General features: G+C 69.3%; 16 protein-coding genes. 1 reads left to right on the plus strand and 15 read right to left on the minus strand.

Features of this window, described 5'->3' with window-relative positions; genetic code table 11:
• Window positions 1-7 precede the first annotated feature (7 nt).
• The 13 genes from sctT to H0X90_RS29575 all read right to left on the minus strand — a co-directional run bounded on the left by sctT (window position 8) and on the right by H0X90_RS29575 (window position 13,035).
• Entirely contained in the window at window positions 8-817 is an 810-nt protein-coding gene (gene sctT / locus H0X90_RS29515) for a type III secretion system export apparatus subunit SctT (protein WP_077189491.1), read from the minus strand.
• Window positions 811-1,497, minus strand: coding sequence for a hypothetical protein (locus tag H0X90_RS29520; protein ID WP_006495896.1), 687 nt, complete (start codon window positions 1,495-1,497; stop codon window positions 811-813). Before H0X90_RS29520 ends, sctT begins: the two co-directional genes overlap by 7 nt.
• Window positions 1,490-2,863, minus strand: a complete 1,374-nt coding sequence (gene sctN, locus H0X90_RS29525) for a type III secretion system ATPase SctN (RefSeq protein ID WP_006487564.1) — start codon at window positions 2,861-2,863, stop codon at window positions 1,490-1,492. Before sctN ends, H0X90_RS29520 begins: the two co-directional genes overlap by 8 nt.
• Window positions 2,860-3,489 carry a type III secretion system stator protein SctL gene (sctL, locus tag H0X90_RS29530; RefSeq protein ID WP_006487566.1) on the minus strand — a complete coding sequence of 210 codons (630 nt, stop codon included), beginning with the start codon at window positions 3,487-3,489 and terminating at the stop codon, window positions 2,860-2,862. Before sctL ends, sctN begins: the two co-directional genes overlap by 4 nt.
• Window positions 3,471-4,211 carry a SctK family type III secretion system sorting platform protein gene (locus tag H0X90_RS29535; RefSeq protein ID WP_077189490.1) on the minus strand — a complete coding sequence of 247 codons (741 nt, stop codon included), beginning with the start codon at window positions 4,209-4,211 and terminating at the stop codon, window positions 3,471-3,473. The genes sctL and H0X90_RS29535 overlap by 19 nt, the downstream gene beginning before the upstream one ends.
• Complete coding sequence (gene sctJ / locus H0X90_RS29540; protein WP_059722001.1) at window positions 4,208-5,092, minus strand: type III secretion system inner membrane ring lipoprotein SctJ; 885 nt, start codon at window positions 5,090-5,092, stop codon at window positions 4,208-4,210. The genes H0X90_RS29535 and sctJ overlap by 4 nt, the downstream gene beginning before the upstream one ends.
• A gap of 53 nt (window positions 5,093-5,145) precedes the next feature.
• Window positions 5,146-5,622 (minus strand): hypothetical protein, encoded by a 477-nt coding sequence (locus H0X90_RS29545; RefSeq protein ID WP_012493472.1) that lies wholly within the window; start codon window positions 5,620-5,622, stop codon window positions 5,146-5,148.
• Between the two features lie 124 nt (window positions 5,623-5,746).
• Window positions 5,747-5,956, minus strand: a complete 210-nt coding sequence (locus tag H0X90_RS29550; RefSeq protein WP_006486267.1) for a hypothetical protein — start codon at window positions 5,954-5,956, stop codon at window positions 5,747-5,749.
• Between the two features lie 140 nt (window positions 5,957-6,096).
• Window positions 6,097-7,443, minus strand: coding sequence for a type III secretion system inner membrane ring subunit SctD (sctD, locus tag H0X90_RS29555; protein ID WP_077189489.1), 1,347 nt, complete (start codon window positions 7,441-7,443; stop codon window positions 6,097-6,099).
• Window positions 7,424-9,469, minus strand: coding sequence for a type III secretion system outer membrane ring subunit SctC (gene sctC / locus H0X90_RS29560; RefSeq protein ID WP_077189488.1), 2,046 nt, complete (start codon window positions 9,467-9,469; stop codon window positions 7,424-7,426). Before sctC ends, sctD begins: the two co-directional genes overlap by 20 nt.
• Window positions 9,469-9,747 carry a type III secretion system export apparatus subunit SctS gene (gene sctS, locus H0X90_RS29565; protein ID WP_006480854.1) on the minus strand — a complete coding sequence of 93 codons (279 nt, stop codon included), beginning with the start codon at window positions 9,745-9,747 and terminating at the stop codon, window positions 9,469-9,471. Before sctS ends, sctC begins: the two co-directional genes overlap by 1 nt.
• On the minus strand, window positions 9,744-11,951 hold the full coding sequence (sctV, locus tag H0X90_RS29570) for a type III secretion system export apparatus subunit SctV (RefSeq protein ID WP_077189487.1): 2,208 nt from the start codon (window positions 11,949-11,951) through the stop codon (window positions 9,744-9,746). The genes sctS and sctV overlap by 4 nt, the downstream gene beginning before the upstream one ends.
• A 250-nt stretch (window positions 11,952-12,201) precedes the next feature.
• A complete protein-coding gene (locus tag H0X90_RS29575) occupies window positions 12,202-13,035 on the minus strand; it encodes an autoinducer binding domain-containing protein (protein ID WP_077189486.1) in 834 nt (277 codons plus the stop codon).
• A gap of 283 nt (window positions 13,036-13,318) precedes the next feature.
• On the opposite strand from H0X90_RS29575, the gene H0X90_RS29580 reads away from it, so the two are divergent.
• On the plus strand, window positions 13,319-14,227 hold the full coding sequence (locus H0X90_RS29580; RefSeq protein ID WP_034178602.1) for a LuxR family transcriptional regulator: 909 nt from the start codon (window positions 13,319-13,321) through the stop codon (window positions 14,225-14,227).
• Window positions 14,228-14,357: 130 nt separating this feature from the next.
• Here the strand turns inward: H0X90_RS29580 and H0X90_RS29585 are convergent, their stop codons facing one another.
• Both H0X90_RS29585 and H0X90_RS29590 read right to left on the minus strand, forming a co-directional pair.
• On the minus strand, window positions 14,358-16,004 hold the full coding sequence (locus H0X90_RS29585) for an Nramp family divalent metal transporter (RefSeq protein ID WP_006487872.1): 1,647 nt from the start codon (window positions 16,002-16,004) through the stop codon (window positions 14,358-14,360).
• 123 nt (window positions 16,005-16,127) lie between these two features.
• Window positions 16,128-16,265 (minus strand): hypothetical protein, encoded by a 138-nt coding sequence (locus H0X90_RS29590; RefSeq protein ID WP_006487867.1) that lies wholly within the window; start codon window positions 16,263-16,265, stop codon window positions 16,128-16,130.
• Window positions 16,266-16,996 lie beyond the last annotated feature (731 nt).

Here is a 16,996-nt window from a genome sequence, read left to right on the forward strand (position 1 = left end):
CGCGCGCTCAGCCGCCGCCGTGCGCGGCGAACAACGCGCGCAGCAGCGCCATCAACCCGCTGTCGGGGCTCAGCAGCGCATGCAGCGACGCGTACACCACCGGCAGGAACAGGATCATCATCAGCATCGCGAGCGCGCTCTTCAGCGGCTGCGAGAACACGAAGATGTTGAGTTGCGGCACCGCACGCCCGACCAGCCCGACGCCGAGCTCGACGAGCACCAGCACGATCGTGACCGGCGCGGCGAGCTTCACCATCCATTCGAAGATCGTGTCGGTCTGCCGCACGATGAAGGTCTGCAGCATCGACGAGAAATCGGGGCCGAGCGAGCCGATCGGCCACCAGGCGTACGACTGCGCGAACAGTTGCACGAGCACCTGCAGCCCGCCGGCTGTCACGAACAGCGCGATCGCGATGAAATTCAGGAATCCGGAAGTCGGGCCGCCCTCGTGGCCACCCATCGGATCGAAGAAGGCGGCGCTGCCGCTGCCGGTCTGGAAATCGATCAGGTAGCCGACGCCCTGGATCGCGAACAGCACCGCGCTGAACGCGCCCGCGAGCAGCATGCCGACCATCGCCTCCTTCGCGACCAGCAGGCACCACATCAGGAACGGCAGCGCGGCCACCTGCGCGGCATCGATCGTCGGCGCGACGAACGCGGCGATCACGACCGCGATCCCGTTGCGCACGAGGCCCGTGATGATCTGCTCGTTGAACACCGGCACGATCAGCATGACCGGCAACAGACGCGGCATCACGTAGAGCAGCGGCCGCAGCATGCCGGCGACGTCGTTGAAGCCCGCGGCCTGGTCTAGCATCGGCGCTCCGCGGCGGCGGACGGGACGGAATCGTCGGGCATGGCGGGTGCGTCCGATGTATCGGATGCATCGGCTTCGGCGGCAGCGGCGGCGCCCGTCTCCACGTCGGTCATCGCCGCATCGAACGCGGCGGCGGCCTCCGGCGACGTGGACCCGTGACCGGCCGCGTCGCCCGCGCCGGCCACCCAGGTGCCGCCGGTCGCGAAGCGCCGCACCGCGTAGCCGTCCGCGACGTCGTCGGCGTCGCGCTCGACCCGCGCGGCGCGCGCATGCAGCGCCTTCTCGCCGGCTTTCTCCAGCTTGTCCTCGGCCGCCTTCGCCTTGCGCGCGGCGCGCTGCAGGTCGGCGAGCGTCGCCTCGTGGCCGCGATGCACGTGCGCGGCCTCGCTCACCGACGCGTTCGCGGTGCCGATATGCCGGTCGAACGTGCGCGTATCGGCCGCCGCGTTCTGCAACGCGCGGGCTTCGCGCACGTCGTCGGCCAGGCGCGTCTGGATCGCGGCCTTCGCGGCGACCTGCTGCGCGAGCTGCGCCTGCGCGGCCGCCAGCGCGCGCCGGCTCTGCGCGGCGATGCCCTGCTGGCGCGCGGCCGCGACACGCGCGATCTGGCTGCGCATCTCGCGCACGCGCTTCAGGCGGGCAAGCGTCGCGAGCACGAGGCGGTCGTCGGCTTCAGACATGATCGTTCGCCAGCTTCGTCAGTTTCGCGAGCAGCGCGTCGAAGCGCACGTCCTCGTCCGACGCCTGCGCGCAGAACGCGCCGATCGCGTCGCGCGCGCGCAGCGCAAGATCGCCGAGCCGGTCGCTGCCTTCGCGATACTCGCCGATCTGCACGAGCAGCTCGATCTCCTGGTACTTCGCGATCAACTCGCGCACGCGCGCGGCCGCATGCTGGTGCGCGCGGCTCGCGACGAGCGGCATCACCCGCGACAGGCTCGCGAGCACGTCGATCGCCGGATAGCGGTTCGCGAGCGCGATCTTGCGCGACAGCACGATATGGCCGTCGAGGATCGAGCGCACCTCCTCGGCGATCGGGTCCGATTCCTCGTCGCCTTCGACGAGCACCGTGTAGAGCGCGGTGATCGACCCGTGCGCCCCCTGCCCCGCGCGTTCGAGCAGGCGCGGCAATACCGCGAACGTCGACGGCGGGAAGCTGCGCCGCGTCGGCGGCTCGCCGCTCGCGAGGCCGACCTCGCGCTGCGCGCGCGCAAAGCGCGTCAGCGAATCGACCAGCAGCAGCACGCGCTTGCCCGCATCGCGGAAGTGCTCGGCGATCGCGGTCGCGACCAGCGCGGATTTCACGCGCTCCATCGCGGGGCGATCGGACGTCGACACGACGACGATCGACCGCGCGCGCACTTCCGGCGACAAGCTGTGCTCGATGAATTCGCGCACCTCGCGGCCGCGCTCGCCGACCAGCGCGATCACGTTCACGTCGGCCTGCGCGCCGCGCGCGATCATCCCGAGCAGCGTGCTCTTGCCGACGCCGGACGGCGCGAAGATGCCGACGCGCTGCCCGATGCCGAGCGTCATCAGCCCGTCGATCACGCGCACGCCGGTCGGAAACGGCGTGTCGATCATCTTGCGCGCGAGCGGGTTCGGCGGGTCCTGCTGCGTCGACACCCACGCGGCGCCCGTCACCGGCCCGCGATCGTCGAGCGGCCGGCCGAGCCCGTCGAGCACGCGGCCGAACAGTCCTTCGCCCACGGGAAAGACATGTTCGCGCCCGGACGGCACGACGGTCGTCTCCGGCGACAGGCCGGCCACGTCGCCGAGCGGCGTGAGCAGCGTCGTCTGCCGCGAGAAGCCGACCACCTCCGCGAGCAGCGTCGGCTGGTTCGGCGTGCGCAGCTCGCAGATCTCGCCGAGCCGCGCGCGGATGCCCGTCGCGTTCAGGATCTGCCCGACCGCGTGGTTGACGCGGCCCTGCACCGAGACCGGCGAGAAGAACGCGAGCCCCGCGTCGAGCTCGCCGACCAGGCGGCCGCGATCGAACGGCGCGTCGTCGTCGCCGAACGACGGCGGATCGTCGAGCGGCGCGCTCATCGCGCGGCCCCTTTCAGCGCGTCGCGGCGGATCGCCTGGCGCAGCGCGTCGATCTGCAGGTCGAGGCTCGCGTCGATCCGCCCGGACGGCGTCTCGACCGTGCACGCGTGGCGTTCGAGCTGCGCATCCTCGACGATGCGGATCTTCTGCCGGTTCGACTGCCCGGCGAACGCGCCGTCGAGCGCGTCGCGCATTTCGTCCGTGCGGCCGGGCGCGACGCGCACGATCAGGAACGCCTCGTCGCGTACGAGCGGCGCGATCCGCGCGAGCGCGGCCTCGTACAGCTTCTGCGTGCTCATCTCGCCGACGATCGCGCGCACGGCCTTCACGACGATATCGGCCATCGCATCCTTCATCGTCTCCATCGTGCGCGTCGCGGCGAGCGCCTGCGTGTAGGCTTGCGCGGCCTGCTCGCGCTGCGCGCGGCGCATGCCTTCGTCGTAGCCGGCCGCCTGGCGCTTGTCGAATTCGCGCTGCGCGTCGGCGACGATGCGCGCCGCTTCTTCATGCGCGGTCGCGATCACCGCGGACGCGTCGAGCAGCGCCGCGTATTCGCGCTCCTTGAGCACCTTGCGCTCGGACAGCAGCTGCAGGTTGTCGCTCGTGATCAGAAAAGCCAGTCCCATGACGCAAGCCTCTCGGGAATCAGAAACAGGAACATCAGTTCGCCGAACTGGTCGCGCTGCGCGCGGTTCAGCCAGTACGGCGCTTCGTCGTCGATCGCGCGGTTGAATTTCAGGCGCACGCGCCGCGCCACCGCGTCGCCGGCCACGCCGATGAAATCGGCGAGCAAGCGCCCGCCGCGCGCGCGGATCACGACCGGCAGCGCGGCGGGATCGGCGCGCCACGGTTCGAGCGTTTCGGCGAGCGCGCCGAATTCCGGCGCGCGTTCGAGCGCGAGTTCGAGCGCATCGCCGCCGAGCCGCGCCGCGACTTCCGCGCGAATGCGCCGCCCCGCCAGCGCGTCGCGCAGCCATGCGCGATGCAGCAGCAGCCCCGCATACGCGGCCAGTTGTTCGAGCGCCGCGCCGGACAGCAGCGCGAGCCGCGCGCACGGGCTCGCGACGTCGAAGTCGTGCCGGTCGGCCACGCCGTGCAGGTCGAGCAGGTGCCGCGCGAGCAGCTTGCGGCCGGCCGCGCCGAACGCGTCCGGCGAACGATAGCGCGCGGGCCAGTCGGCCGGCACGCGCGTCACGTGCAGATAGCGGTCGGGCCGCAGGTTGAAGTCGCAGACGAGCGCATGAAACGCGGCAGCGCGCGCGGCGGGCGGCGGCGCGAGCGGCTGCAGCCACGGCAGCGGCGCCGCCTCGCCCGCCTCGCCCGGCGGCAGCGCGTGCGGGTCGCTCATGCGCCGTCGCGCGCGCCGTCCGGCGTACGCAGCCCGCCGCCTGCCTGCTGCGCGGCCGAACCACCGCCGTTCGCGCCGCGCGGTGCGCCGACGAGGCCCGCGAGGCGCGCGCCGAACATCCCGCGCCTGGCGGCCGACAGCGCGATCACCGCGCAGGTCAGCAGGATCAGCGCGAACACCAGCCAGCCGAGCGGCGAGCGCAGCCGCAGGATGTCCGACACAGCGCTGCCGATGCCGTCCACGCGCGTCGCGCGCGCGGCGGCCGGCTGCAGGAACAGCGACACGTTGTCGTACTGCAGCCCTTCGATGCTGTGCGCGACGAGATCCTTGACCATCGGCGCCATCGCGCGCAGGTCGACGCCCGGCCGGTAGCGGATGTACACCGCGGCCGACGACGGCTTGATCTTGTCCGCGAGCGGATCGTTCTCCGGAATCACGACCTGCACGCGCGCGACCACCACGCCTTCGATGTCCTGCAGCGTGCGCGACAGGTCCTGCGACACGCCGTACAGGTAGCGCACGCGCTCCTCGGCCGGCGTCGACACGAGCCCCTGCTTCTGGAACAGCTCGCCGAGGCTCGCATAGCTCGGCTTCGGCAGCCCGTTCGCCTGCAGCACCGTGAGCGCCGCCTGCATGTCGCCGTCCGCGACGCTCACGAGCCACGCGTTGCGGTCCGACGTGTCGCGTGCATCGTTGTCCTTCGACGCGCTGATGCCCGCGTCGCCGAGCACCGCGACCATCTGGTTCGCATCGCGCTCCGACAGGCCCGAGTACAGCTCCTTCTGGCACCCGGCCAACAGCACGAGCAGCCCCGCGAGCAGCGCGCGCGCCGCCCGGCTGCGCCACGCATGCATGCGCGGCGTCGAATCGATCGTCGTCATCGTTTGTCCGCTTCAGGGCGCGCGGCCGTTGCAGGCACACGCACCGGCTTTCGTCACTCCTGCGTCTTCAGCACCGTGTGCGTGAAGCCGTTCGCCGCCTGCGCAACCGACAGGCTCAACTGGTATTCCGAAATCGTGGTGGTTGCCGTCCACTGGAAATCCATCGCCTTCACCATCGTCATCAGCGGATCGCTGCGGCTGTCCGCCATCGACGTCAGCATCTCGCTGCGGTGCTTGTCGATGTTCGCGTACCGCGAATCGAGATCGTTGCCGTAGGTGCGCAACCGCTCGACGAGCGACGACTGGTTCGCCTGCGCGGGCGTCATCTGCACGGCCGGCGCCGCATCCGCCGGTGCGCGCGACATCGCGACACCGGACGAAGACGGGGGTGCGGCCGACGACGCGCCCGGCTGCATCAGCGCATCGAACTGGCGCACCTGCGCCGGATCGGACGTCGCGCCCGTTTGCTGCGCGGCACTCGCGAGCGCGGCTGCGCCCGGCGGCGCCGCGCCTACGCCTGTTACCGACATGATCGTGTCCTCCTTGACCGACAGGGCCGGAAACGGGCCGGCCGGCACGCACCCACGCCGCACCGGGCGCCCGTCACGGGCGGCCCCGGCATCCGGCGTCGCGCGGCACGGCCGGCGACCGGCATCACGCGCGGCCGGCGGAACTCAGGTGTTGCGCGACCTGGGCGTTCGCCGTCCCCTCCTGCGCGGTCACTGCGTTGCTGGTTTCGAACGTCGCAGTCGATTGCTGAACCTGGAAGTTGATCTTCGTCAGTTCGAGCTGCGTCTTGGTCAGGTCGTCGGCCTGTTGCTGGACTTGCTTCGTGTCGGTTGCGCTACCGGTGGGGGCAGTCATGTTTCGCTCCTTTACGTGACGTTCACTTGCGTTGCCGGCGGCGGCCCCATGCCCCGCCGATGACGTGACGCGCCGCCTGTCGGCGACGTGTCGCGTGATGCGCGCAGCGCGATTCGCGCTGCGCCTGATTCGTCGCGACGCTAGTGCGCCGCCTCCTTCGTCGATACACCGGCCGCCGGCTCGCGCGGCAACAGCGTCGGCCCCGGCACCGGCTGCGCGACGCCCGCCGCCGCACCGCTCGCGAGCGGCGCCACGGGCGGCGCCGGCGCCTGCTCGGGCGCACGCGCCGACGGGCCGCCGAGCGGCATCGTGATGCGCTGGCCGTTGCGTTCGAACACGACCTCGTCCGGGCCGATCGACACGACGGTCGCGCCCTCCTTCAGCCTCGCGCCTTCGAAATAGCGGCTGCCGTCGACCGTCTCGATGTAGCGCTGGTCGCCGTCGCCGGCGAACACGGTCGTGATCTCCGGAATGCCCGCCGTGCCGCCGAGCGTCGTCGCCGTGCGCGGCGCGGCCGCATCGGCATCGCGCACGTGATCGACCACCTCGAGCGCCGGGCGCGCGTCCTTCATGTAGTTGCGGATGCGCGGCTCGATCTGCGCGCGCGCGGCCGTGCCCGTCAGCTCGATCCGGCCGCGGCCGAGATACGTGACCGTCAGCGCCGTGTCGCTGAAATAGGTCTGCGCGGTCGCCACGAGATCGCTGACCACGTAGATGTTGCCGAGCGCCGCGTTGTCGACGCCCGCGACGATCTGCGCGACGCGCTCGCGCGCGGCCGGGTCGCTCACGTAGCCCGACACGATCACGCCGTCGTCGCGCGGCGCGACCGCCAGCTCCGGATACGCGTGCAGCAGTTGCTGCAGCCGGTGCGTGCGCGCGAGCACCGATTCGTGCTGCCACGGCAGCCGCCCCGACCACGCGACGAAGCCGTAGCCGAGCGCGCCGAGCAGCACGCCGACCCACAGCGCGACCAGCGCGATCACGAGCCGCCGGCTGCCCAGCCGCCGTAGCCCGCCCGTGAGCCAGCCGAGCCACGCGGCTTCGCGCGCGGCGTCCGGCGCATCGGTTTCGTCGGGCACCGCGACGCTCGCCTGCGCATGCCGTGCGATGCCGAGCCGGATCGAGCCGACCGTCACGACGTCGTTCGGCGTCAACGAGCGGCGGCCGGTGCCGAGCGGCTCGTCGTTGAACAGCACCGGCGCGCCGGCGTCGCCGCCGTGGTTCTGCACCGTCACCGCGAGCGCGCCGACCTGCAGGCACACCTGTTTCGCGCCGATCTCGCGATCGGGCAGGATCACCTCGCAGTCGGCCGCCGTGCCGACCCAGTTCGCGCCGCGCGCGAGCGACATCGTGCGGCCGTACATCGGCCCGCTCAGGAAGCACAGGTTCCACGGCGACGCGAGCGCGGCGGCCGAGCCGGCCCCGGCGCCCGCCGCGCCGCCGGGCAATGCGCCGTCGCCGTGCGGATCAATGATGCTCGTCGACATGCGTGACCACTCCTGCGGTCGTCGCCGCGGGCTGCGACGCCGCCGCATCCTTCGGCGGCGGCAACGCGGGCGGACCGAATTTCGTGCCGGGCAGCGGCTTCGGCGTCAGCGGCACCGTGACGTCGTTGTCCGGCGGGCGATACATCGACATCCCTTCCTGGTTCGCCGGACCGTCGACGCCCGGATTCACCGGCGAGCCGTCCGGCGCATACATCGACGCGCTCGTCACGACCCGCGGCGTCAGCAGGTAGAACCGCTCCATGTGGTTGCCCGACTTGTCGGTGTACTTGAACAGGTTGCCGATCAGCGGGATGTCGGACAGCCAGGGCACGCCGCTCTTGTTCAGCCTCACCTCGTCGTCGTTGAAACCGGCGATCAGGAGGCTCTTGCCTTCGTCGATCATCGTCTTGGTGACGATGTTGCGCTGCTGGATCACCGGCACGTTCGACACCGCCTGCCCCGGCACGATGTTGCCGTCCTGGATGTCGATCGACATCATCACGCTCTGCGGGTTGCCCGACACGGCCGCCGCGTTGCGGATCGCCTCGTCGACGATCATCGGCGTCACCTTGATGCTGGTGCCGGTCGTCACGCTGTACAGCGACGAATCCTGATAGCCCGGCACCTGCACGTAGAACTGCGTGAGGTTCTCGAGGATCGCCTCGGTGTTGTCGAGCGCGAGCACCTTCGGCTTCGATCGCAGTTGCGCCTGGCCTTTCTGCGCGAGCGCGTTCACGCGCGTGAGCAGGTAGTTGCGCAGCGACCCGCCGATCGACGCGGTCAGCGCGATGCCGGTCGGCATGAAGGCGCCCGTCTGCCCGGTTTCCGACGTGCCGATGCCGAACGTCAGCGGCGGATTGCCGGCGCCGTTGTACTGCGTGTTGCCGTTCAGCGCGTTCTGGCCGTTGCCGATCTGCACGTCGCCGTGCGTCGTGTGCAGGCGCCAGTCGATCCCGAGGCTGTCGAGCGAATCCTCGTTGATGTCGATGATCGTCACGTTGATCTCGACGATGCGCGGCCGCTCGTCGAGCTGGCCGATCAGCGACTGGTAGCGGTACATGTTCTCCGGCAGGTCGCGCACGATCACCGCGTTGATCGCCGGGTCGGCGACGATCTGCGGCAGCGTGTCGCCGCCGCCGTTGTTCGAGAACGGCGAGAAGCCGCCGCCCATGCCGCTGTCCGCCCCGCCATAACCGCCCTGCCGCGGGCCGCCGGAAATGTCGGGAAAGTCGAGCCGCGGCACCGCGATCGTCAGCCCCGAGCCGAGCTTCACCTGGCGCGCGGCCTGCCCGAGCGGCGTGCTGGACGGCGCCGCGGTCGTGCCGCCGCCCTTGCCGAACAGCCGGCGCAGGATCGTCGCGACGCCCGGCACCGTCACTTCCTTGCCCGAGCGGTTGATCGTGAAGTCCGACGCCCAGCCGTATTTCAGCCGGAACGCGCGGATGTCCGCATGCGCGCCGTTCGCCGACGGATCGCCGACCGAGCCGACCGCCTGCCGCACGAGCTCGACATAGCGGCGCGGGCCGGCCACGTACACGCTGTTCGCGCGATCGTTGATCACCAGCGTGTAGCGCTTGTCCGGAATCTGCATCGCCTGCAGCGCGCGGCCGATTTCGCCGGACGCATTCGGCGGGATCGGGATCATCTGCGTCTGCGACTGGTCGGCCGGATCGACGTACAGGAACGAGCCGTCGTAGTACCACGTGAGCCCGTAGGTCGAGCAGATCGTGTCGAGCGTCTGCTGCGGCGTGCCGGAGAAGCGGCCGCTGATCACGCCGTCGACCTTCGGGTCGACCACCGCCGTCACGCCCTGCGACGACGCGAGCTCGCGGATGAAGTCGCCGATCTTCTTGCCGTTTGCGACGATCGTGAACGGCTTGTTGCGCCAGCGCAGGTCCGCGGCGCGCGCATGCTGCGCGGGCGCCATGCACAGCGACGCCGTGAGCAGCGCGGTCGCGCACACGGCAAGCGCGGCCCGTTGCAGGCTGCGCGGTTGAAACCGGATCGAGGCGACGCGTCGACGCATCAAAGGACTCCTGTGGAAGAAACGAACATGCGTTCCAGCGCCTGCTGCGCGAAGCGCAGCACTTCGCCGCCGAGCCAGCCCGACAGCAGCACGAGCGCGACCATCACGGCGATCAGCCGCACCGCGATGCCGATATTGGCGTCCTGCACCTGCGTGACGGCCTGCAGGATCGCGACGACGAGGCCCGTGACGGTCGCGATCAGCACGATCGGCAGCGACAGCAGCAGCACGAGCATCAGCGCCTGGCGCGTCAGGTCGAGGATCGTCGAGCTCGTCATTGCACGGCTCCCGGCGCGCGCACGTCGGCGCCCGCGCCGACCGTGCCGTCGTCCGGCGGGTTCTTCACCCAGCCGACCGTATGCAACTGCACGTCCTCCTCGACTTCCTGGTACGACAGCACCGCGAGTTCGGGCAGCACCGGCTGCAGGATCGTCTTCACGTAGCGGCGCGCGCCGAGCGCGACCATCACCGCGAGCCGCACGCCACCCTGCGCGTTGCCGTGGCCGCCGGGGCCGGCCGCCTGCGCGGCCTGCACGATCGCGCGCACCTGTTCGCCGATGTCCTGCTTGACCGCGCTCGACAGCGCGAGGAAATTGCCCTGCTTGGTGCGCATCACCGCGCTCTCGATCCGCTCCTGCAGGTTCTGCTCGAACAGCACGACCCGCAGCTGGCGCGCCGTGCCCGCATGGCGATCGGTGATCATCCGGCGCAGGTCGACGCGCACGAGCTCGACCAGCGCGATCACGTCGTCGGGCTCGTTCGGCGCCCACGTGATCAGGCTCTCGAAGATCACGCGCAGGTTCCGGATCGGCACCTGTTCGGCGAGCAGCCGGCGCAGCACTTCGGTCACGCGCTGCAACGGCACGAGCCGCGTCAGTTCGCCGACGAGCTCCGGATGATCGCGGCGCACCAGATGCACGAGCGCCTGCGTCTCCTGGATGCCGAGCAGCTCGTCCGCATGCTGGCGCACGATCTGCTCGACGTGCGCGGCCAGCGCGCTCTCGCTCGACAGCCACTTGCCGTCCGGCGCCGCGCCGTCGGGCTTGATCCACAGCGCGGTCGCGAACGGGCCGAACGCCTCGGCCGGCTGGCGCTCCGCGCGCTCCGGCAGCGGCGCGACGCCGTCCCACAGCAGCCAGCCCGGCTTCAGCGCGCCGTGCGCGACGAGCACGTCCTGCAGATAGATCCGGTACGTGCCGGCCGGCGCGCCTTCGTCGTCGTTCAGCGTGATGCGAGGGAATACCGTGCCGATGTCCGCGTCGACGCGCGCCTTCGCGCTCGACAGCGCCGCCTGCAATTGCGCGAGGTTCAGGTTCGTGCGCAGGTCGTCGGACAGCGACACCGCGATCAGCGACGTGACGCCCGCCGCGTGCGACACCTTCGCGGGCTGGCCGTCGTCGGCCGCACCGACGCGCCCCGCGACATGAATCAGGTTGAAGCTCGGCGCGGACGTCTTGCGCTTCAGTTGCGAGAACGCGAAGGCGCCGAGGCCGAGCGCGATCAGCGCGAACGACCATTTCGGGAAACCGGGCACGACGAGAAAACCGCTCAGCACGAATGCCGCGATCAGCAGCGCGCGCGGATGCGCACCCAGTTGCTCGCCGAGCTGTTCGCCGAGCTGGCGCTGCCGCGCATCGCGCGTCGCGACGCGCGTCGTCACGATGCCGGCCGCGATCGACACGAGCAGCGACGGAATCTGCGACGCCATCCCGTCGCCGACCGTCAGGATCGCGTAACGCTGCAGCGCTTCGCCGATGTCCATCCCGTGCATCAGCGTGCCGACCGCGATCCCCGCGACGATGTTGATGAACGCGATCACGAGGCCCGCGATCGCGTCGCCCTTCACGAACTTCATCGCGCCGTCCATCGCGCCGTGCATCTGCGATTCCTGCTCGAGTTTCTCGCGGCGCTCGCGCGCTTCGTCGGCGCTGATGATGCCCGCGCGCAGGTCCGCGTCGATGCTCATCTGCTTGCCGGGCATCGCGTCGAGCGAGAAGCGCGCGCCGACTTCGGCCACCCGCTCCGACCCTTTCGCGATCACGATGAACTGCACGACCGCGATCACGAGGAACACCACGCCGCCCACCACCACGTTGTTGCCGACCACCAGCCGCCCGAACGCGTCGATCACGTGGCCGGCGTTCGCATGCAGCAGGATCAGCTTGCACGACGCGATGTTCAGCGCGAGCCGGAACAGCGTCGTAAACAGCAGCAGCGCCGGAAACGACGAGAAGCTGACCGCCGACGGCACGTAGGTCGACACCGTCAGCAGCACGACGCTCGCCGCCAGATTCAGCGAGATCATCCCGTCGAGCGCGGCCTGCGGCAGCGGCAGGATGAACAGCGCGACGACCGCGACGATGAAGGTCGCGAGAAACAGGTCGGCGCGCGGCGACGCGCCCCCGAGGCGCCGTCCGGACACGCCGCGGCCGGCGGAAAACAACCGCTGCCAGTCGCGGGGGAGCGCCTTCGGTTCAGCCATCGTGCCGTCGTCCTGTCGTTATCGCCGGCTGGCACGGGCAACCCTTCCCCGTGCTGCGCGGACCGTTGAATGGGACGAGTGTAGCGACGGGAAACGGCCGAAAAAGAAGCGCGCCTCGTAGCGTGAAAGCGCGTTTTCCTCAGACGATCGAATCGGACTACGAAACCCGGCGGCCGGCTCGGGCACGCGCCGCCGGAACCGCTTCCATCGCGCGCCGGGCCGCCGGCGCGCGCCTGCGGCAGGGGTCGGGTCAGGACGGCAGCCGGCGCGCGGCGAGGTACGCGAGCTGCGCGCGGTTCTGTACGTTGAAGAGTTTTTCGAGCGAGCGGATGTGGTGCCCGACCTTGTGCAGCGACGTGCGCAGCGCGCTCGCGATCTCCTGGTCGGACAGCCCGTGCACGAGCCGGTCGAGCACCTGCTGCTGCTCGTCGCCGAGCGCGAAGCCGCGCATGCGCGCGACCCGCGCCTCGAGGAACGGCAGCGCGACGCGATGCACGGCCAGACTGACCGACAGCGCGCCGCCGATCACCCGATCGTCGATCCATTCGGTGCCGTGCGTTTCCGACGTCACGTTTACCGCGACGCGCAGGTCGAGCCGCGGCGCCGACAGGCTGAAGATCACGCCGCTGTTCATTGCGTGCGCACGCAAGTGGCCGGCGAGCGCCAGCACCTTGCGGTCGCCGCTGCCGTGCGCGGCCGCCTCGATCTCGTCGAGCCGCCACGCGACCGGGAAGCCGCTTTGCCGCACCTGCGCGAAGCGCGGGTCGCTTTCGTACAGCATCCCTTCGATGAACGGCTGCATGAACGTCGCCGGCGCGAGGTCGCGCAGCAGATGCGCGCGCAGAATGCGCCGCCCGATCATTTCGTACGCGCCGTAACCGAGCGTACTGAATCCGATTTGCCGCAATCGCGCATGGCATTGCGCGAAATCGAATGACGCAAGGTCGGTTTTACCGGACGCGATTTGAATACCGGTAAAAACGTCACGCTCGATTGCGTGATATTCGTTCGAATAAGCGGCGGCGGCCGCTATATCGGCTTGTGAGAACCACTCGACGCGTGGTGCGCCGTCAGCATATGTCATGAGGAGCCCGCCCTTTCCCAATATGTGAAACTGCGCCCCGTCACGATCTGGTCTTTTCTTTATGATTTTCTGGTCGTCGTTATATGCGCACGAACATGAACCTTTCGCCGCAATTAGTATTACGGCATATTACCCACACACCGGCATTTTTGTACAATGCCCCCGCGTTTCGTCAGGGATGACGATCGGCGCATATCACAACGATGCTCGGTCGCACCACCGCGAATGCCGTACACGATACGGCCGCCGCCAGGCGATGCGCGTCGATTCCGAGGGATGGCTCATGTCCGATATTGCATTGCATGAAGAAGCGGTCGCCCCAACCACCTTGTCCCGCTCGTCGCGCGGATTGAACGCCTGCGCGGACACGCTGCGCGAGCGCACCGTGCAGGTCGTCTGGTGCGACGACGTGAAACGCGGCGACGTCGCGCAGCCGCACGCGCCGAAGCTCGGCGTCGCCGATACGCTCGCGCACGCACAGAGCACGGCCGAGCGCAACCGGATCGTCACGAGCCTGCTGCATCTGACAGGCTTCTCGACGTTCGCGTACTTCGCCCTCGAATTCGCGCGCGAGCGCGTCGAAAGTCTCTACCTGCACGAAGCATTCACGCCGGCCACCTATCGCGGCGACTACGTGCGCCACAACCATCACGACGTCGATCCGCGCACGCTCGGCGCGCGCGTGTGCAACATGCCGATCGTGTGGGACCTGCAGCAATTGCGCCGCGAACACCGTGAGCGCGACGACGACTCGTGCGTGAGCCCGGCCGCGCTCGACGGCTTCCTGCAGACGATGCAGGACGACGGGATGTGCAGCGGCATCATGTATTCGATGGCCGTGCCCGGCACGCGGCTGCACGCGTTCATGAGCTTCACCGCGCCGCGCCGCACGCGCGAATGGATCACGCCGGCGACGATCGAGCAGGCGCTGTCGATCGGGCTGTCGGTACACAAGTTCGCGTCGCCGCAACTGATCTCGACGTCGCGCGAGCGCGCGGTCAACGGGCTCACGCCGTTCGAGCAGGAGCTGTTGCTCGGCATCGCCGAAGGCGCGTCCGACAAGGAGATCGGCCGGCGCCTCGACACCAGCGCGCACAACGTCGACTATCACCTGCGCAAGCTGCGCAAGCGCTTCGGCGTCGCGAACCGGATCCAGCTCACGTACCTGACGTCGAAGCTCGAGCTGATCTGACGCGCGGGCGACGGCGCGGCGCAGTTTCGTTTCGCCGATCGCGTAAACGCACATGCCGGCCTCGCGGGCCGGCATGTGCGGGTTGCGGCGCGGCGCCGGGCCGGCGCCGCTTCCTCGTGGACGGCCGCCGTTACTTCAGCAGCGTCATCTGCACGACCTTTACGATCACGAGCCCGACCGCAATCACCAGATAGCCGCGCAGGACGGCCATCCAGATCCGCGTCGCGAGCGTCATGTTCTGCGGCTCGAGCGTGTCGAGCGGCGGCATGCGCCACGTGTCGCGCAGCGAACGATCGACGGCCGGCTCGACGACGCGCTTGTTGCGGCGAATCAGTACCGTCGCGAGATAGCCGGCGATGGCGAGCACGGTGCCGCCCACCAGCACGTCGACGATCGCCTCCCCGCTGATGTCCGGATACATCACCGACGCGGTCAGGATGATCGACAGCAGCACCAGCACCCAGATCACCGCGCCCGTGAACACGTTGAGCTTCGTCGAGTTGACCCAGGGCCCAAGCACCTGACGGTCGTTGCACAGCACGAGCAGGAACACCGTCGCGCTCGGCAGCAGCACGCCGGCCAGCGTCTGCACGGCTTCCGTCAACAGGCCGAGCGGGCTGCCCGGAATCAGCACGAGCGTGGCCGCCGCCGCGACGATGCCGAAGTAGACGAGATAGAAGCCCTTCGCGTCGGTCACGCCGCGGTGCAGCGAGTGACGGATCTTGAACACGTCGCCGATCGCGTACGCGGTCGACAGCGACACGGCCGCCGCGCCGATGATGCACGCGTCGAGCAGCGCGATCGCGAACAGCGTCGCGCTCGTGCGGCCCGCATACTTCTCGAGGCCGGCGATGATGCCGCCCGCGTCGGTGAAGTTGCCAGCTTCCGGATGGCCGCCGAACAGCGCCGAGCTGAAGCCGATCATCGCGACCGCGCCGACCAGCACGAACGCGATGCCGATCCACAGATCGGCTTTTTCATACTTCATGAAGCGCGGCGTGATGCGCTTGTCGATCACGTAGCTCTGCTGGAAGAACAACTGCCACGGCGCGACCGTGGTGCCGACGATCCCGATCACGAGCAGCATCACGTCCGACAGCTTCGCGTGCGCGGGCCAGTTCGGCACGAAGAAATCGCGCGTCATCTGCGCGACGGGCGGGTGGATCGACACGAGCACCGGCACGAGCAGCAGGCTCAGCACGCACAGCCCGATCGCGAACCGCTCGAAGCGCCGGAAATCGCCGGTACTGACCGCGGCCATCGTCAGCGCGGCGGCCACGCACACGCCGGCCACCTTCGGCAATCCGAAGAAATCCAGCACGAACGTGATGCCGATGAATTCGGTGACGATGGTCAGCGCGTTGAGCAGGAACAGGTCGATCACGCTGAACGCGCCCCAGAACTTGCCGAAGCGTTCGAAGATCAGCCGCGCATGGCCGACGCCCGTGACCGCGCCGAGGCGCAGCACCATTTCCTGGTTCACGTACAGCACGGGCACGAGCAGCAGCAGCGTCCACAGCAGCGTCGTGCCGTAGTTCTGGCCGGCCTGCGTATAGGTGCCGAATGCGCCGGCGTCGTTGTCGCCGACCATCACGATCAGGCCCGGGCCGATGATCGCGAGCAGTGTACGCAGGCGCGCCCACCACGTGCCGCGTGCGCCGGTGTCGTGGTGCGGGATCGTGCCGAGCGCACCGCGGATGTCGCCCAGGTGGGCGTCGTCGAGCACGGCGCTGCGGTCGACCGCGATCGGTGGAGAGACGTTGGAGGGCGTGGACATGATGTGTTCCGTACGGCTAAGGGTTATGCGATTCGATGAGCGTGCGACCTTGGCATGCGCGCGGGACGGCCGCTCGAAGGCGGCCGCACGTGCGCATGCCGAGGCGCGCTCGGCGTGTCTCTTTCAGCGGATCAACGCTTTCAACTGGTTCAGCAGGCGGGAGAACACCCGCGGACGGGCGTCGAGCGTCAGCATCGCGTCGTAGTGGGGGCGCGATTCCGTGACGTGCGGAAGGGTCGACAGCAGAAGGCCGAAGTTCATGGTCTGGCTCCGTGCGGCGACGGCAGGCGTGCCGGCCGCGTCGTGGGCGCGGGGCCAGCCAGGGGCCTGAACGACGTGTCAGGCTAGTCGGCCGGCGTGTCCCCGCGACCCGGGTTCAAAAGGGTCTGCGTATGCAACGGGCATAAGGGACAACAACTGTCACTGTCGTTCATGGCGGCTCCTGTACGGTGTTCCGGGGAACACGGTTGACCGCCGTCCGGCGTGCGGGCCGGCATTCGCGCGCCCGGGAAACGGATGCGCGAACGCGGCCGCCTGCCAGGCGGCGGTGAAACCGGACAACGCATGCGAGAACGCATCACGCTAACCGGCGCGAATCAGGGTGCACGTAGGGAGTTGCTGCGGAAATACTGCTGCGCGCACCGTTTGCCCGGGAGACAAACGGCGGCTTCGATGAGGCGCGGACGTCGGTCGCTCAGGCGGAAATTTCGTTCGAAGATCGACTACTGCAGGCGTCCAAGGCGGCGGCCCCAAGAGTGAAGATGGCGGATTCTATGGACCGCGCGAAAGTGAAGTCAACCCCTCGAAACCCCGTTTTTCGAAATAAATTTCCCGCATGACGCAACTGAAAGATTTGCCCTTGAATTGACGTACCGAAACCTTTCAGCGGGCGATGACGCGATCGCGCGCCGATGCGTGCAAGCAACGGTGCGGCGCAACGCGCAACCACCCGCTTTGCCGTTGCCGGGCGGGCGTGTGGCGGCCCTGGGCCG

The organism is Burkholderia sp. 9775_39 (assembly GCF_015712225.1).
Lineage (GTDB): Bacteria > Pseudomonadota > Gammaproteobacteria > Burkholderiales > Burkholderiaceae > Burkholderia > Burkholderia cenocepacia.